Origin of the sequence: Blastopirellula sp. J2-11, assembly GCF_024584705.1 — a bacterium.
Lineage (GTDB): Bacteria > Planctomycetota > Planctomycetia > Pirellulales > Pirellulaceae > Blastopirellula.
This window is the reverse complement of the sequence record NZ_CP097384.1, coordinates 666,267-683,432: the sequence shown is the minus strand read 5'-3', so window position 1 is coordinate 683,432 and position 17,166 is coordinate 666,267. Positions and strand designations below refer to the sequence as shown.

11 protein-coding genes are annotated in these 17,166 nt (G+C 58.4%); 8 read left to right on the top strand and 3 right to left on the bottom strand.

Annotation, left to right across the window (positions count from 1 at the left end):
- Positions 1 to 36: 36 nt before the first annotated feature.
- The 5 genes from M4951_RS02805 to M4951_RS02785 all read left to right on the top strand — a co-directional run bounded on the left by M4951_RS02805 (position 37) and on the right by M4951_RS02785 (position 8,913).
- Positions 37 to 1,194, top strand: a complete 1,158-nt coding sequence (locus M4951_RS02805) for a DNA cytosine methyltransferase (RefSeq protein ID WP_262024968.1) — start codon at positions 37 to 39, stop codon at positions 1,192 to 1,194.
- Entirely contained in the window at positions 1,155 to 1,628 is a 474-nt protein-coding gene (locus M4951_RS02800; protein WP_315985756.1) for a DNA mismatch endonuclease Vsr, read from the top strand. Before M4951_RS02805 ends, M4951_RS02800 begins: the two co-directional genes overlap by 40 nt.
- Before the next feature lie 191 nt (positions 1,629 to 1,819).
- On the top strand, positions 1,820 to 2,455 hold the full coding sequence (locus M4951_RS02795) for a hypothetical protein (protein WP_262024966.1): 636 nt from the start codon (positions 1,820 to 1,822) through the stop codon (positions 2,453 to 2,455).
- Between the two features lie 92 nt (positions 2,456 to 2,547).
- Positions 2,548 to 4,272: a HEAT repeat domain-containing protein gene (locus M4951_RS02790; RefSeq protein WP_262024965.1), complete on the top strand. Its 1,725-nt coding sequence runs from the start codon at positions 2,548 to 2,550 to the stop codon at positions 4,270 to 4,272.
- Between the two features lie 216 nt (positions 4,273 to 4,488).
- Positions 4,489 to 8,913: a PAS domain S-box protein gene (locus M4951_RS02785; protein ID WP_262024964.1), complete on the top strand. Its 4,425-nt coding sequence runs from the start codon at positions 4,489 to 4,491 to the stop codon at positions 8,911 to 8,913.
- A 14-nt stretch (positions 8,914 to 8,927) separates the two neighbouring features.
- On the opposite strand, the gene M4951_RS02780 is transcribed toward M4951_RS02785, so the two are convergent.
- Positions 8,928 to 9,854 carry a malate dehydrogenase gene (locus M4951_RS02780; RefSeq protein ID WP_262024963.1) on the bottom strand — a complete coding sequence of 309 codons (927 nt, stop codon included), beginning with the start codon at positions 9,852 to 9,854 and terminating at the stop codon, positions 8,928 to 8,930.
- 211 nt (positions 9,855 to 10,065) lie between these two features.
- On the opposite strand from M4951_RS02780, the gene M4951_RS02775 reads away from it, so the two are divergent.
- Entirely contained in the window at positions 10,066 to 11,463 is a 1,398-nt protein-coding gene (locus M4951_RS02775; RefSeq protein WP_262024962.1) for an APC family permease, read from the top strand.
- Between the two features lie 796 nt (positions 11,464 to 12,259).
- Here the strand turns inward: M4951_RS02775 and M4951_RS02770 are convergent.
- The gene (locus M4951_RS02770) at positions 12,260 to 13,519 is read right to left on the bottom strand and encodes an NAD(P)/FAD-dependent oxidoreductase (RefSeq protein ID WP_262024961.1); all 1,260 of its coding nucleotides are present in this window, start codon (positions 13,517 to 13,519) and stop codon (positions 12,260 to 12,262) included.
- Between the two features lie 67 nt (positions 13,520 to 13,586).
- A complete protein-coding gene (locus M4951_RS02765; protein WP_262024960.1) occupies positions 13,587 to 14,093 on the bottom strand; it encodes a MarR family winged helix-turn-helix transcriptional regulator in 507 nt (168 codons plus the stop codon).
- Between the two features lie 242 nt (positions 14,094 to 14,335).
- Here M4951_RS02765 and M4951_RS02760 point away from each other — a divergent pair, with 242 nt between their 5' ends.
- A complete protein-coding gene (locus M4951_RS02760) occupies positions 14,336 to 15,565 on the top strand; it encodes a sialidase family protein (RefSeq protein WP_262024959.1) in 1,230 nt (409 codons plus the stop codon).
- A 44-nt stretch (positions 15,566 to 15,609) separates the two neighbouring features.
- A complete protein-coding gene (locus M4951_RS02755; protein ID WP_262024958.1) occupies positions 15,610 to 17,109 on the top strand; it encodes a hypothetical protein in 1,500 nt (499 codons plus the stop codon).
- Positions 17,110 to 17,166: the final 57 nt, after the last annotated feature.

The following is a 17,166-nucleotide window of genomic DNA, read 5'->3' as shown; positions in this document are numbered from 1 at the left end:
CGGCCTCTTGCTTCGCTTTGACATCGGAAGTCGATTATGTCCGCACCAGCGCCGCGCACGTTCGCCGAATTCTTCGCCGGCATTGGTCTCGTCCGTCTTGGACTCGAGCGCGCCGACTGGGAGGTTCTCTTCGCCAATGACATCGACGCCGCCAAACATCGCCAATACGAAGCGCACTTTGGAGCCGACGAAGCTTTCGCGCTGGGTGACGTCCACCAATTGGATGCGGCGACGATCCCTGACGTAACGCTCGCAACGGCCTCATTCCCCTGCACCGATCTCTCGCTGGCCGGAGGACGCAAAGGCCTAAAAGGCGCTCAGTCTTCGGCGTTCTGGGGCTTCTTTGACATACTCAAGCGACTTGGCGGCCGCCGGCCGCCGCTCGTACTGCTTGAAAACGTCCCAGGGCTGCTCAACTCGCACGGAGGCGCCGACTTCGCCGCGGTGCTGACCGCGCTGAACGAACTCGGCTATCGCGTCGACCCGGTCATGCTTGACGCCAAATGGTTCACGCCGCAAAGCCGTCTACGCCTGTTTGTGATCGCCAAAGCGGTCGATGATGACGAGACGATCGCACCTGAGCTGTTGACCCCTTCGCCGCTTCGCCCGCCGAGCCTGGTCGATTTCATCCAGCGCCATCCCGAGATCATCTGGAGCTGCGCCAGCTTGCCTGCTCCGCCAACCGCGAGTCCCCAGAAGCTGGCCGACATCTTAGAGAAACTGGCCGATGACGATCCGGCTTGGTGGTCTGACGAACGCGCCGAATACTTGCTCAACCAGATGAGTCCGCGTCATCGCGCGGACGCCGATGCGATGATCGCTCGCCGCCGCTGGACGTATGGAGCCGTCTTTCGCCGCGTCCGCCGCGCCGCCGATGGTGAGAAGCGCTCGATGGCCGAGATGCGAACCGACGGGCTGGCCGGCTGCCTGCGAACGCCCAAAGGAGGCAGCGGACGCCAGATCCTGTTCAAAGCAGGCTACGGTCGCTATGCGGTCCGTCTGTTGACCCCGCGTGAATGCGCTCGACTGATGGGCGCCGGCGAATTTACGATCAGCGGATCGAACAACGACGCGTTATTTGGATTCGGCGACGCCGTCTGTTCGAGCGTGCTGACCTGGATCGGCGAGAACTATCTGAACCGTCTGGCGGCCGAATGTATCTCCCCGCGTCAGTTGGAACTCTTTTGCCGGTAGCGCGAATGTCCCGCTCGACCGATATTTTTGATTCCGAAACTCGCAGCGAAATAATGCGGCGAGTTCGTTCGAGCGATACTCGGCCAGAGCGGATTGTCCGCAGCTTGGCGCATCGCTTGGGCTACCGCTTTCGGCTGGGTCGTCGCGACTTGCCGGGGAGCCCCGATTTGACTTTCCCCGGTCGCAGGAAAGTAATTTTCGTACATGGGTGCTTTTGGCATCAGCATGACTGCGCCAGAGGACGACGCCCTTTACCGAAACAGAACGCTGACTATTGGCGTAAGAAATTAAGCAGGAATCAACAGCGTGACCGCCAAAGCCTAAAATCACTGCGAAAACTGGGGTGGAAAACGCTGATCGTGTGGGAATGTGAGACAAAGCAGGGGAACTGGCCTCGCTTGGCCCAGAAGCTGAATAGGTTTTTGGCCAGTTAGTCCGAGAAATGGCCCGATATTGTCGGGGGGGATGCAAAAGCGGGTTTTAGGCCCGGTTTGTTGCTTTCGACGTCGTATCGGCTATTCTGGAAATGATGTTTTCGCAAACCGCGAAGACATCCTATTTCCCCAAAGCTTATCTCGCGATCCAGTTTCACTGAATCGTATTCGACTTAATCGAGGGATGCGTCATGTCGCTTCGACTAATTCTAGCTATCGGCATTGCGTCGGCGGTCGCTCAAAATGCGTCGGCCCAGTGGTACTACAACACCGGCGCCAAAGCTGCGACCGTCGCGGAAAGTCAGGCACGCGGCCTGGCGGACATCGTCCGCGCTCAAGGTGAGTACAACCTCAACACGGCCCGCGCCGCGATCGACATCGAAGAAGCGCGCAGTCAGTACATTGAAAATCGAAACCGGGCCCAACAGGTCTATTTCGAGATGCGGCGCCGCAACGATGAATACCGCGCCGAAAAGGCAGGCCCGAAACCGACCAGCGAACAGCTGTTCCGCTTCAATCAAGAGCGAGCTCCGCAACGCTTGGCCGCGTCGCAGTTGGATCCGCTGACCGGCGAAATCAACTGGCCGTTCATCCTGACCGACAAGCCGTATGACGAATACCGCGAGAAGCTGAACTTGGCGTTCGCAATGCGTGCTCGTGAAGGTTCTTACGCCAATGTGGACGAATACCGCAACGTCACCGGCACCGCCGATTCGATGTTCGACGAACTGAAGATACGAATTCGCGAATACTCTCCGCAAGACTTTGTCGACGCCAGCAACTTCATGAAATCGCTGGTTTACGACGCCCAGTTCCCGTCTGGCTAACCGTCCGACGGCCTACGCTCTCCACTCTCATCTTCCGATCTCCTTCTCCAAAACCATCGTCGCAACCGACGTACTTTTCTGCGGAGCTTGCAATGTACAAACGACTATTGTTGTCCGTGGCCCTGCCTTTGGCAGTCGCTTCGGTCGCTTGGGCTGACGCTGCCGATTCGATCAAGAAACTGTCGAGCGAAGGCGCAGACGCGGTCGCCGCGGCCGACGCGCTGGCGCTTCATCCCGAAGCGGCCGACAAAGCGGTTCCCGCTTTGATTACGGCGATGGGAAGCAAAGACGCCGAACTACGTTGGCATTCCGCCCGTGCTCTCGCCGAATACGAAGCAGCCGCAGCGCCAGCGCTAGATGCGTTGACCAAAGGCCTCGATGATCCCGACGCCGAAGTGCGAGCCTACAGCGCTTATGCGATCGGCGAGATCGGCGAAAAAGCGCTTCCGGCCGTCCCGGCGCTGATCAAGAAAATCACTGACAAAGAAGCGATCGTCCGCCGCGCCGCGATGGGGGCCGTTCGCAAGTTGCCGACCGATCCCAATGAAACATTGCCGCTGATCGCCAAAATCTTGGATGACGCCGACCCCAGCGTCGTCGTTCCGGCGCTGCACACGTTGGCCGAAGCAGGCAAAAAATCGTTGCCCGTTCTGAAAAAAGCTTTGCTGACCGAACGGGGCGCCTATTGGGCCTGCTTGATCGCCGGCGAGATGGGCCCCGAAGCCGAGAGCGCCTCGCCCAACCTGGCCGAAGTGCTGAAGTCGCACAAAGATCCAGAAACGCGGATGCAAGCTGCCGTCGCATTGGGAGAGATCGGCCCCGGCGCCAAGGCCGCGGTTGGCCAATTGGCCGCTAGCTTAGAAGGAGACGATTCGGTCGCCGTTCGATACGCTTCGGCTTATGCGCTCGGCGTCATCAAAGATGTCGCCGCCCAGCCGGCCCTGGAATCGGCCGCCAACTCGGACGACGAATTCATGCACATGCTGGGTGAATGGGCGATTGCTCGCATCCATCCCGAAGACGCCGAAGCGGTCAAACATGCCGTCGAAGATCTTGTTAAAGGGATGAAAAACAAAAACGCCAACGTTCGCGCCGCAGCCGCTCGCTGCCTTACGGAACTCGAAGCGCCTCGCGAACTGGTCGCGCCGGCTTTGCTGAAAGCGCTCTCCGACGCCGATCCGACGGTCGTGGTCAACATTCGTGAAGCAATTGTCAAGCTGGGCCCAAGCGCGACGCCGCGTCTGGTGAAAGCCCTGGAAATCGAAGGGTTGCGGATGCATGCGTTGGCGATCCTCCGTCAGCTTGGTCCTGACGCTAAAGCAGCGATTCCGGCCTTGATCGAGACTTTGAAAGTTACCGATGGCCAGGTCCAAAGCGAAACGATGATGGTCCTGGGCGGACTTGGCGCGGCGGCCGCTCCGGCCACAGAAGCGATCACCAAGTTCCTTGCTAGCCCTAGCGCCGGTTTGCAACAAAGCGCACTTTACGCTCTCGGCAGCATCGGCCCGGCCGCGAAGCCGTCGATCCCCCAGATCGTCCCGTTGCTAGATAGCGATGGCGAGTTTACCAAGGTCGCCGCCGGTTGGGCGATTGCTCACATCGATCCCTCCAGCCCAGCCGCCGCCAAAGCGACGACGGTTCTGGCCGCCGCCCTGACGACGGGAAGCGACTTGGTTCGCTTAGAAGCGGCCAAGGCGCTTGGCATGTTCGGCAAACAAGCCGCTACCGCCAAAGACGCTTTGTCGAAAGCGGCGAGTGACGACAAGTCGGATGCGGTTCGCGCCGCGGCTACACAGGCCCTGGCCAAAGTGCAATAGCGCGGCGACACGGGATACGAACGGATCGAACAGCCGCTCCTCCACCATAAGGCGCGGCTGTTTTTGTTCCGACATCAGATGCGGCAACTTTCCGCTCTCTCCGAAACGTCCATTGGTTGTCAGCTTTGCGGAGCATACGATAGCATAAAGCCGAATACTCTTCTGTTGCCCACCTGCCCTGTTGTTGGCGGTTCCTACCCACGTTGAGATTCGATTGTGCCGAGAATTCTGCAATCCGCCTTCTTTGGATATCTTGTTGCGATCGTCGTTTCGGCCGCTTGTCTGGGGCTCGGCCTGATTCTAACTACGCAGCTCGGCGAGTCGGCCGGGATGATGCTGCTGGTGACCGCGGTGCTGATCGCTTCCTGGTGGGGAGGTCTCTATCCTGGCCTGCTTTCAACGGCCTTGTGCGTCATCGTCGGTTGCTATTATTTTCTGTCACCTCTCTTTTCGCCGCGTGTAGACAGCGCTGGCGATTTGTTGCGCGTCGCGCTCTTTTTTGTGATCGGCGTGATGATCGCGATCGTCAACGAGGCGAAACGCCGAGCCGTCTTGCGCGAGGTCAAACGTCGCGAAGAACTGCGGCTGATCATGTCGAGCATCGGCGACGCAGTGATCACGACCGATGTTAACGGTAAGATCACCGGCTTGAACCCTGTCGCGGAAGAGTTGACCGATTGGACCACCGTCGAGGCCCTCGGCCGCCCATTGACGCAAGTCTTTCGCCTGGTCCATCAACACTCGCGCAAAACGATTGATAATGTGGCGCTGCGAGCCGCCGCCGAAGAGGTGACCGTTGGCGCCGCGACCGATTCGATCTTGATCGCCAAAAGCGGGCGCGAACTGCCGGTCGAAGACAGCACTTCCCCCATTCGCGATCGCAGCGGCGCGATCATCGGCGCCGTGTTGGTTTTTCGTGACGTAACCTCACGGCGACGCACCGAACAGAAACTGCAGTCCAGCGAAGAGCGCTTTCGCGCGTTGGTCAAAGCGACGGCAACGATCGTCTGGACGACCGCTCCCAACGGCCAAATCGTTGAAGACTCGCCCACTTGGCGCGCCTTCACCGGGCAAACGTTCGACCAATGGAGAGGAAGCGGCTGGCTGGACGCCGTTCATCCCGATGATCGCGAACATACCTCCGAAAGCTGGCGCATCGCGACTGCCGATCGCACCGCCTACCAATGCGAATATCGTCTCCGCCGCAGTGACGGAGAATATCGCTGGACCTCCGTACGAGGCGTTCCGATCTTGAATTCGGACGGCAGCGTGCGTGAGTGGGTCGGCATGAACGTCGACATCACCGACGAACGCGCCACGGCCGAAAAAGTACGTGATAGCGAAATCCGCTATCGCCTGGTCAGCGAAGCGGCCAATGACGCGATCTGGGATTGGGATCTCAATACGAACAAGGTTCGCTGGAACGAAGGGCTGCTGCGCAACTTTGGCTACACCAAGTCGCAGGTCGGGACTGACGCGAGCTGGTGGAAAGCAGGCATCCATCCTGAAGATCGCCAGCGGGTGATCGACGGGATTCAGTATGCGATTGAGCATGAACAAGAACGCTGGGCCGACGAGTATCGCTTCCAAAGGGCGGACGGCGATTACGCCTACGTGTTTGATCGCGGGCGAATCGTCCGTGACGAGAACAAACCGGTTCGCATGGTCGGTTCGCTGCTCGACCTGACCGAACGGAAACGAAACGAACAGATCCTGTCCGAGCGTTCGCGACTAGCGGCGATGCGCGCCGACGTCAGCGGTTGCCTGACCACAAGCGAACCGATGACCGACGTCTTGCAACGTTGCGCGGAAGCGGTCGTGCGACACCTTGATACGGCGCTGGCGCGCATCTGGATCGTTGACGAATCGGAAACGATCTTGGATTTGAAAGCGAACGCCGGCGAACGAGGTCATTTGCTCGCCGGACACCAACGCGTCGTCATGGGCGAAGGCAAGATCGGCCGCATCGCGCGGCAGTGTCAACCGTTGGTGACCAACCAAGCGCCGCTCGATCCCAATCTGAGCGATCCGCAATGGGCGCTGCGCGAAGGAATGGTCGCGTTCGCCGGCTATCCCCTGACGATCGAAGGCCGCGTAATCGGCGTTTTGGCGACGTTCGCTCGGCACGAACTCTCCGACGCGATCCTCAGCGATCTCGCCCCATTGGCTGACGCTATCGCCCAATATGTCGTCCGCAAGCGAGGTGAACAGATCCTCGAGCGACTCACCGCCGAAACCGAACGACAACGCCGACTATACCGCACCATTCTCTCCACCATTCCTGATCTGGTCTACGTTTTCGATCTGCAACATCGCTTCACCTACGCGAATGACGCGCTCCTAAAAATGTGGGGACGAACTTGGGACGAAGCGATCGGTAAAGATTGCTTTGAACTCGGTTACGAAACTTGGCATGCCGAACTACATGCCCGTGAGATCGATCAGGTTGTCGCAACGTGTGCATCGATACGCGGCGAAGTTCCCTATACCGGGGCCAACGGCCGTCGCATTCATGACTATATTTTCCTGCCGGTTTTTGGCGCCGACGGAGAGGTCGAAGCGGTCGCCGGAACGACTCGCGACATCACCGAATTGAAAGAGACGGAAGACGCGATTCGTGAGAACGAAGCCCGCTTGCGCCAGTTGGCTGATGCGATGCCGCACATCGTTTGGTCCGCCGGTCCCGATGGGGAAGTCGACTATTTCAACAATCGCTGGCATCAATTCACCAACTTCAAACGCGGCGCCGACGATGATCGCAACTGGGAGCATTTGCTGCCACCGGATGACCTGACGGCTTTTCGCATAACTTGGAGCGAAGCGGTTCGCAGCGGATCGCCTTGCGAGATCGAGCATCGTTTTTTTGATCAAGCGAAGAACTCCAATCGCTGGTTCCTGACGCGTGCAGTTCCTGTCCGAGACGCCAACGGCGCCGTCGTACGCTGGTTCGTTTCCAGCACCGATATTCAAAGGCAAAAACGAACCGAGCAAATCAATCGTTTTCTGGCTGACGCCAGCGCTTGCTTGACCGCCAATCTTGATTACGAAGCGACGTTCAAAGAATTGGCGCGCGTCGCCGTCCCCAATTTCTCGGATTGGTGCGCCGTCGACTTGCTGGATGAAAATGGCCAGCCCCGTCGCGTTGCGCTAATGCACCAAGATCCAGCGAAGGTCGAACTCTCTAATCGTCTGAACGCGCTTCATCCGCCGGAGCAGGATGACAAGTTCGGCATCTGGAACATCATCCGTAATGAAACGTCCGAACTCTTGGAAATCGTCACCGACGAAGGCCTGAGATCGACGGCGCGCGATGACGAGCATCTCCAAATCTTGCAAGACTTGAAGCTGAAGTCTTATATCGGAGTTCCCTTGATTTCTCGCGGTAAGACGATCGGCGTGCTGACGTTCTGCATGGCCGAGTCAGGGCGATTGTTTGATCACGAAGCCCTCCGCGCCGCCGAGGATGTGTCTCGTCGCGCCGCCGTGGCCTTTGAAAACAGCGTGCTCTACCAGCAACTGCGGGAAGCCGATCGACGCAAAGATGAGTTCCTCGCGATGCTGGCGCACGAGTTGCGCAATCCGCTCGCACCGATCCGCAGCGGCATCGACATCTTAGAGATCGACTCTCCTCAAGACGTGGAAGTTCTCGACGCAATGAAGGATCAGGTCGAACACCTGGTCCGCCTGGTGGATGATCTATTGGACGTCTCGCGAATCATGCGCGGCAAAGTCGAGCTTCGCCCCGAGGTCGCGTCTTTGTCAGCGATCGTCGAACGCGCCGTGCAAGCCGTGAAGTGGCTCTTTGACGAGAAAGACCATCAACTGGAAGTCGATTTGCCTGCCGAGTCGATTCCGATCCACGTTGATCCGGTCCGCATGGTGCAAGTAGTCAGCAATCTGCTGAACAACGCCGCCAAGTACACCGATCCCGGCGGCCATATTCAACTTTCCGTGGATCGTGTCGATGGCATGGCGCAAATCCGGATCAGTGACGACGGCATCGGCATCGAGCCCGAATTGACCGCCCACGTGTTCGATCTGTTCACGCAATCGTCTCGCGCTCTGGACCGCGCGCAAGGGGGACTCGGCATCGGCCTGACCCTGGTCCGCAATCTGGTCGAAATGCATCATGGCGCGGTCTCGGTCAAAAGTAACGGCACCGGCAAAGGGAGCCAATTTATCGTCGAACTGCCGATCTCAGATGCGCCATTGCCCATCGAAGTCGAGTCGGCCGATGATGCGTCTAACATCGCTCGCCGGATCCTTGTGGTCGATGACAATATCGGCGTGGCCCGCATGTTATCGCTGCTGCTAGGGAAACTGGGTGAACATCAAATCGAACTGGCCCATGACGGCCCGACCGCGATCGCCAAGGCTTTTGCGATGCGGCCCGAGATGATCTTCCTCGACATCGGGTTGCCTAACATGGACGGCTATCAGGTCGGCCAACGACTTCGCGAAGACGCCGAGCTTGATCAAACGTTGTTGATCGCGCTGACCGGCTACGGCAAAGAAGAAGATCGCCGCAAATCAGCCGCAGCCGGCTTTGACGAACACCTGGTGAAACCGCCGGCGCTCGACACATTACGAGGTCTCTTCTCCCACCCGAAATTGAGCGGCGCCAATCCTTCCTCTCTCTAGCGGCTTCGCGCCGTTTACGACGCAGCGGCCAGCGAGGGCGCCAACGTTTGAATCACTTCCCCAATCCGGACAGCGCCGCGATGAAACGTCGCCTGCTCCGCTTCGTTCAGTTCGGGTCGCAGCACGCGTTCTATCCCGCGGCGCCCGATCACCGCCGGCAGCGAGAGACAAACGTCGCTCACTCCATAGTAGTTGTTAATCCGCATGCTGACCGGCGCTGTGCGGCGGCGATTGTTGCGGATCGATTCAAGAATCATCATCGTCGCGCCGGCGATCCCATAGTTGGTGAAACCGCGAGTACGATAGATCTTGCCGGCCGATTCGGCCGCTTGACGTGCGAGCGATGCGAGATCGTCGCTCGGCTTCATCGATTCTCCCCCCAGCGAAGCGCTGCTGAACGACGCGACCTGGTCTTCGCCATGTTCGCCGATGACATAGGCTCGCACGTCGCTGGCATGCACGCTCCATCTTTCGGAGAGGAGCCGTCGCAGCCGCGCCGTATCCAACAACGTGCCGACGCCAAAGACGCGTTCTAGCGGAAAGCCGGACAACTGCAACGCGAACCAGGTCATCACGTCGACCGGGTTGGTCACCATCACGCAAATCGCTTGCGGACTAGCGGCGGCGAGGATCGGGATTCGCTCACGCAGACGTTCGAGATTGCCGCGTGCGGCGCTGTAACGATCGACGTCAGTCAGCTTATTCTGCGAAGCGTCGCAATACAAAAGGACGTCGGAGCCGGCCGTATCCGTCTCGCTGCCGGCGCGAACATCGACCGAATGTTCTTCGAGCCCGGCGGCGTGATTCAGGTCATCCGCTTCCGAGCGGGCCATCTCGGTACGACGCGATACGAGCACGAGTTCATCCGCCAATCCCTTCAGCACGATCGCATGCGCGACGGCGGAACCGACTTTGCCAAGTCCAATCAGTGAAACCTTCATGATGTCAATCCTCGCAGTATCCAGGGCTCGATTGCCGCATTCTAACGTGAGAGAGGTCGACTACGTCATGGCCAAAATCTTGCCTAGCAGCTGTTTTTCGCCGATTTCCGCCGGCGCTATGACAGCGCGAAACCTGCTTTTATTCTTTGTTTTTTCGCCACAGGCAGGTCGTCGCCAACACGCTCGCACCGTTTTGTCCGCAACTTCCGCCGTGTACCTTAGTAAGCGAGTGACTTTCGATACGATTCCTTTCTCTCCCTGCCGCTTTGTGAACGACGTCCCCCCTGTTTCCACCGCAAAAGCAAACGCCCCTCGTCTACAACGCGAGGTCGGCCTCGTCGGCGCGATCTTCCTTGGCCTTGGTTCGATCATCGGTACCGGCATCTTTGTCAGCGTCGGCATTGCCGCCGGCGCGGCGGGCCCTGCCGTGCTGTTGGCGATTCCGCTGGCCGCGTTATTGGCGACTTGTAATGGACTTAGCAGCGCTCAGCTGGCGGCCGCACATCCGGTCAGCGGCGGGACGTATGAATATGGATACCGCTGGTTGCACCCTTGTCTCGGCTTTCTCGCCGGGTGGATGTTTGTCGCGGCCAAGTCGGCGTCGGCGGCGACGGCGGCTCTCGGGTTTTCTGGTTATCTCCTCCACTTGCTGCAAATCGACGCTCCAGCGTGGCGATTGCCGATCAGTCTGCTGATCGTCTTATTGGTGACCGCCGCCGTTTTGACCGGCATGCGTCGCAGCAATCTGGCGAACGCGATTCTCGTGACGACCACGCTGCTCGCGCTGCTCCTCCTGATTGTCATCGCATTGCCGACCGCGCTGGCCAGCAGCGCACGATTTGTACCGATGTTTTCTCCGGTTACCGCCGATCGCTCCTCCACGTTTGGACTGATCCAGGCCGTCGCATTGATGTTTGTCGCCTACACCGGCTATGGGCGAATCGCCACGCTGGGGGAAGAAGTCGAAAACCCGCGACGCACGATCCCGCTCGCGATCATCGTCACCTTGTTCATTGCCATGGCCTTTTACTGGCTGATCGGACTGGTTGCGGTCGGCGTTTTGGGAGCTGACCAACTAGCGAGCGCAACGTTGTCGCAAGGGGCTCCGCTCGAAGTTGTCGCGGGCCAAGTTGGCGGCGCTCCGCTGGCGATTGTCCTAGCGCTGGGAGCGACCACCGCAATGGCCGGTGTCTTGCTGAATCTGGTATTGGGACTGTCGCGCGTCGTGCTGGCGATGGGACGTCGCCGTGATCTGCCGGCGATCTTTGGTCAGCTGAACGCTGCTCAAACGACACCGACGGCGGCGGTGCAGCTGGTCGCGGCGATCGTCATGGGGCTGGTCCTGATCGGTGATGTAAAAACAACCTGGTCATTCAGCGCCTTTACGGTTTTGATCTACTACGCGCTGACCAATCTGGCGGCGCTGCGTCTAACGCGCAAGCAACGACTCTATCCGGCGGTCTTCGCTTGGATCGGATTGGCGATCTGCTTGCTGCTTCCCTTTTGGGTCGATGCGGCGGTTTGGCAATGGGGGCTCCTTCTGATCGCGGCCGGACTGATCTGGCATTTCCTGGCGCAGCAGATTACTTCCCGCCGGCGACGTTCGTGATCTCTTTTGGGATTTAGGACTGGACCGGACCGCAGCAATTTTTTTTCGTCCAATCACCCAGCTTGCCTGGGAGTCAATTTGGGCAATTGGGTGCGGCGTCAGATTCTTTGGACCGGACCGGACCGCAACGTTTTTTTTCGTTGCCCGATGCCAGCGAACGAAATTCGCCCTCGATTCCCAATAATGAATGCCCCGCTGGAAATTCGTTCCTCACTCCGTCTTCGACATTCAGATTTCGAACTTCGTGACTAGTTTCACGATGTGGACTGGACCACAACGTATTTTTTCTTGCGGAGTCCAACATTTCAATCGTCTCCCTCCCTTCGAATTCCCAGCGCGTACAATCAGCGCCGCCACCGCTTGGTGGTTGAAAACTTGAGGCGGCAAATGGCTGTTTAAAATCCTCACCGGGCGCGCGAACAAACCCAATCGGCGCACCGCCGCTCACCCCTCAATCGACCCGAAGTCCGTGCGCTTTGTCAATCGACAATTTTTGGCGAGGTGGTCCGACAAGTGGTGTTAGCCGTCCGCATTTCCCTCGCCCGCGAGCTTTGAAGTTGCGCTATATTCGAATCAATCGAACACTAGCCCGCCAGCGCCAGCGAGGGAATACGGTTCGCCACTTCAATCCGGGTTAGGATCGCCAACTCTATTCCCTCGCTGGCGCTGGCGGGCTAGTGTGACGATTTGCGGTTGAATCGGGCCCTGTTTTATCGTGCTTCGCCCGTGTTCAACACTTCCTGAATTGCTAGATATCGCAACCTCAAAACGCGCGCTGCGGGCAACGAAGAGAAGGCTAGTCCTGCTCTTTGGTCGACATCAACCGGGCTTCTTCGTCTTCCGCTTTCATCTGGTCCATAGACGCGATCACTTCGTCCAGATCATCTTTGAACAGGTCGCCGATCAAGAGGTCGGTGACGCGGCCGGTGTAGTGGGGGAAGCGGCGGATGAAGCGGCCGAAGTTGAAGCCTTCGTAATATTCGCTGACCAAGCGGCGCATCCGTTTCATGCCGACTAGATAGTTCGGCACCCAGTGGCCGAGTTGATCTTTCGACGTATCCCCTTTTTCGAGGCCGTCACAAATCGCGTCGGCCGCCAGCTCGCCTGACTTCAGCGCCAACAGGACGCCAGACGAGTAAAGGGGATCGAGGAACCCGAACGCATCGCCGACCAACACCCAACCGTCGCCTGAGCCTTGGCTGGCGCGATAGGTGTAGTCCTTGGTCGCGAAGATCTTTTCGACCTGCTCCGCATTCTCGACCCGTTCTTTCACCGCTGGGCAACGTTCTAATTCTTCGGCGTAGGTTTGCTCGTGACTGGTGCGACCCTTGAACAGATAGTCAAAATCGCCGACGACGCCGACGCTGACGATATCGTCATGCAGCGGGATATACCAGAACCAGCCGTTCTTGCCTTGCACGCTCAATACGACGGTCGCGCCTTCATCTTTGCCGACGTCGCGATAGGCGCCTTTAAAGTAGGTCCAAATGGCGCCTTTGTTGAGTTCTGGATCGGGAACGCGCAGCTTGAACTTGTTGATCAGCATCGAGCTTTGCCCGCTCGCGTCGACCACCACATCGGCGAAGACTTCGCGCGTTTCGCCGGACGGATCGGCCACTTTGACGCCGATCGCACGATCTCCATCAAACAGAACCTCCAGCACGCGGGTTCCTTGATGGACGGTGACCCCATGCTCGGCGGCGTTTTCGATCATCATCAGATCAAACTCGCTCCGCCGCACTTGCCAGGTTTGCGAACATTCGTGCGGCTTGTTGTCGTGAAAGTAAAACGGCGCCGACAGTCGGCCTGACTGACCGACAAACTGCACGCTGTACTTTTTGATGAAGTGACTTCCCTTCATCTTGTCGAGCATGTTGAGCCGCTTGAGCACCCAGTAGGTTTCCGGAATCATCGATTCGCCGATGTGATACCGGGGGAAGACCTCGCGTTCAAACAGTTCGACGCGGTAGCCCTTCTGAGCGATCAGGGTCGAAACGGTCGATCCAGCCGGACCACCGCCGATGACGACGACATTCGGTTTATCGCTGGCGATCATAGGGCTCTTCTTCCAAGAGAAAGGCGTGTCGATTGGCGGGAAAGCATACTTCGTTTGTACCGCGATTCTATTGATCGACCAGCGATAGATTTTCAGAATCTTCGTGCGGTTGCCGCGCCGCTTTCAGCAACGTTGCTAGCTGCTGTAACGACTTGGCATCCAAATGCCCCAGCTGTTGTTCGTGACATTTTCGCACGGCGCTATCGAGCTTGTTCACCAGTTGCAGTCCCTCTGGCGTCAAGCGGACTTCGACCACGCGGCGATTCTCGGGGGGGCGATGTCGGACCAGCAAGCCGCGCTGCTCCAGCTTGTCGAGCAAACGCGTCATGTCGGGCGCCCGGGAGATCAGTCGACCACCCAAGACCAGCGTCGGCATTCCCTCTGGATAAACCGAGCGCAACAACCGCAGCGTGTTGTACTGTTGGGCCGATATCCCCGACTGACTGAACATCTCATCTTCCAGCGCCTTGAGCCGATCGTAGGTCCGCCAAAGGTTCAAGAAAACTTCCTGCTCCAGCGAGTCGAACTTGCGGCCGCGTTTGGCCGAACCAGATTGGGGAATAGCGGCGTTCATTATCTTTTACAATACCCGTCAAAACAATAAACGTCAAGACAACTGTCTTGCCCCGAGGGGGCATTCCACCGCCAAGAACGAGGCGAAAAAGAGTTGTAGCGGCCCCCCTGCTGCGATAGCCTAGAATCACCCGCCAACCGCTCATTGTCTTTCGCCGCCCCCTCCCTCTCTTGCCGACGAGCGAGCTTATGATCCCGCGCCGTACTTTTTTGCAGTCGTCTCTCTGCGGTGGAGTATCGCTATTGAGCGTCGCTCTCCCCTCCTCTCGCCTGTTTGGCGAAACCAAACCGAACGACGCTGTTCGACCCCAGTTTGACCTGACGCTCGACGCTCCGACCAAACTGTACGACGGCGAAAAATGTTGGTGTCATCCGCGGGCCGGCATCGTCCCCAGCGCCGGCAAAGCCGACCAGCCCCGGATCGTAATGACGATGAACACCATCCACGTCAGCGGCAGCGACGTCTTCAAAGCGATGTTCAGTCTCTCGACTGACGACTTGGGAAAGCATTGGACGAAGCCGCAGGAGCAATCCGGCTTGGCTATCCGGCACGAAACGATCGACGGCGTCGAACGTCCCGTCGCGGTCAGCGACTTTTGGCCCACCTGGCACGCTGCGTCACAAACGTTGTTAGGAACAGGGCACTCGGTCGTCTATACGCCTGAGTGGAAAATAGCCAAATCTCGCCCGCGTCACACAACCTATGCGACGTATGATCCGCAACAAGGCGCGTGGACGGCTTGGAAAAAGCTAGAGATGCCGCCGGACGACAAGTTTTTGTCCAGCGGCGCCGGTTGCACTCAGCGAGTCGATCTGGCTGACGGCTCGATCTTGCTGCCGATCTACTTTAGCCCGCCGGGGAAGAACGCCCAAGTAACGATTGCGCGCTGCTCGTTTGATGGCCAGACGTTGCAGTATGTCGAAAACGGAACCGAGTTTGCCGTCAGCGACAAGACGCGCGGTCTGCACGAGCCGTCGCTGACGCGTCTGGGCGATCGGTACTTTCTGACGATTCGTAATGACAAGCAGGGCTTCGTTACGCGGAGCGACGACGGTTTACATTTCGAACCGCTGCGCGACTGGAAGTTTGACGACGGCGGCGATCTTGGTAATTACAACACGCAGCAGCACTGGGTGACGCACAGCGACGGGCTATTCCTGGTCTACACTCGCCGCGGAGCGAACAATGACCACGTGTTTCGCCATCGCGCTCCGCTCTTGATGGCGCAAGTCGATCCTGATCGCTTATGCGTGATCCGCGAGACCGAACGGATTTTGGTTCCGGAGCGCGGCGCGCGACTCGGCAACTTTGGAGTCACCACCGTCAACGAACACGAAACCTGGGTGACCGTCGCCGAATGGATGCAGGATGGCAGCCGGACGCACATCATGCCGGTCAACAACAAGTATGGCAGCGACGGCAGCGTCTTTGTCGCGCGGATCCATTGGGACCGGCCGAACAAATTGGCGTAAACCGAGCGCGCGGGAAACGTCGCAAGTCGGTATAATCGCCTCCCATGGAAGCGACAAAGGCCAAGAAGGGTCAAAACGAATTCGGCGATTTTCAAACACCGGCGGCGCTAGCCGACGAAGTTTGTCAATTTCTCGCCGCTCAAGCGTTCTCGCCGGCGACCATCATTGAGCCGACCTGCGGCCAAGGCGCCTTTGTCCATGCGGCGCTCACCCACTTTCCCAGCGCTGCGGTGATCGGCGTCGAGATCAATCGCCGCTACGTCGATCAGCTGCTTGATTCGTTAGCTGGCGCGAAGGGCGCATCACGGGCCACGATCGAACATGGAGATTTCTTCGCCGTTGATTGGCGAGCGAAGCTGCTTGACTATCGGCAGCCGATCTTGATTCTGGGCAATCCTCCTTGGGTCACCAATTCGCAGCAAACCCATTTTCAAAGCGCGAATCTGCCGGCGAAGAGCAACTTTCAACAGCAGTCCGGCATCGATGCGATCACCGGCAAGAGCAACTTTGACATTTCAGAGTGGATGCTCCGCCGCTTGTTGACGCTGCTTGCCGGCGGCGACGCTCAGATCGCGATGTTCTGCAAAACGATGGTTGCCCGCAAAGTGCTTCAGGCGGCCTGGAAAGAATCGATCGCGATTGAACGCGCCGAGATTCGCGAGATCGACGCGGCGAAGCATTTTGGCGTCTCCGTCGACGCTTGCCTGTTTTCCTGTTCGCTCGGCGAAGGGCGTTCAACGACCAGCTGCCCAACGTTCGCTGATTTGAACGCCGAAGATCCCCAGAGCGAACTAGGAATCGTGGACGATACGTTGATCGCCGACATCGGCTCGTATCAACGCTGGCGGCATCTAGCCGGCGACTCTCCCTATCAATGGCGATCCGGCGTCAAGCATGACTGCGCCAAAGTGATGGAGTTGCGCGTCGATGGCGATCATTTTCGCAATGGCCTGGGCGAGTTGGTCGAACTGGAAACCGACTATCTATTTCCGATGCTGAAGAGCTCTGAAGTCGCCAGCGGAAACGTCACGTCGCCGAGTCGCTGGATGCTGATCCCGCAGCGCAATACTGGCGATCCCACGGATAACATCGAATCAGCGGCGCCGCAAACCTGGGGTTATCTACAGCAGCATGGCGCAGCGCTTGATCGCCGCCGCAGTTCCATCTATCAACGTCGCCCACGGTTCTCGGTCTTTGGCATCGGCGACTACACGTTCGCTCCCTGGAAAGTAGCGATCTCCGGCTTTTACAAGCGGCTGCAATTTTCGGTGATCGGCCACGCCGAAGGCAAGCCGATCGTGTTGGATGACACGGTTTATTTTCTCGCTTGTCACAGCGAGCGCGAAGCGCGGTTGATCGCCGAACTGCTTCATTCCGCGGCGGCGCAGCAGTTTTACGCGTCGTTGATTTTTTGGGACGCCAAACGACCGATCACGGTCGATGTGCTGAAGCGGCTTGCTATTCTGGCGTTGGCGCGAGAACAAAATGCCGAAGAAGAATTACGGGAACTACGAAGCGAGAAACCAAACTCAGCGGCGATCTAGTGTTCTGTCACGCGACAATTTTCAGGCGCCATGATTTTATTAGCCGTAGTGCGTTAG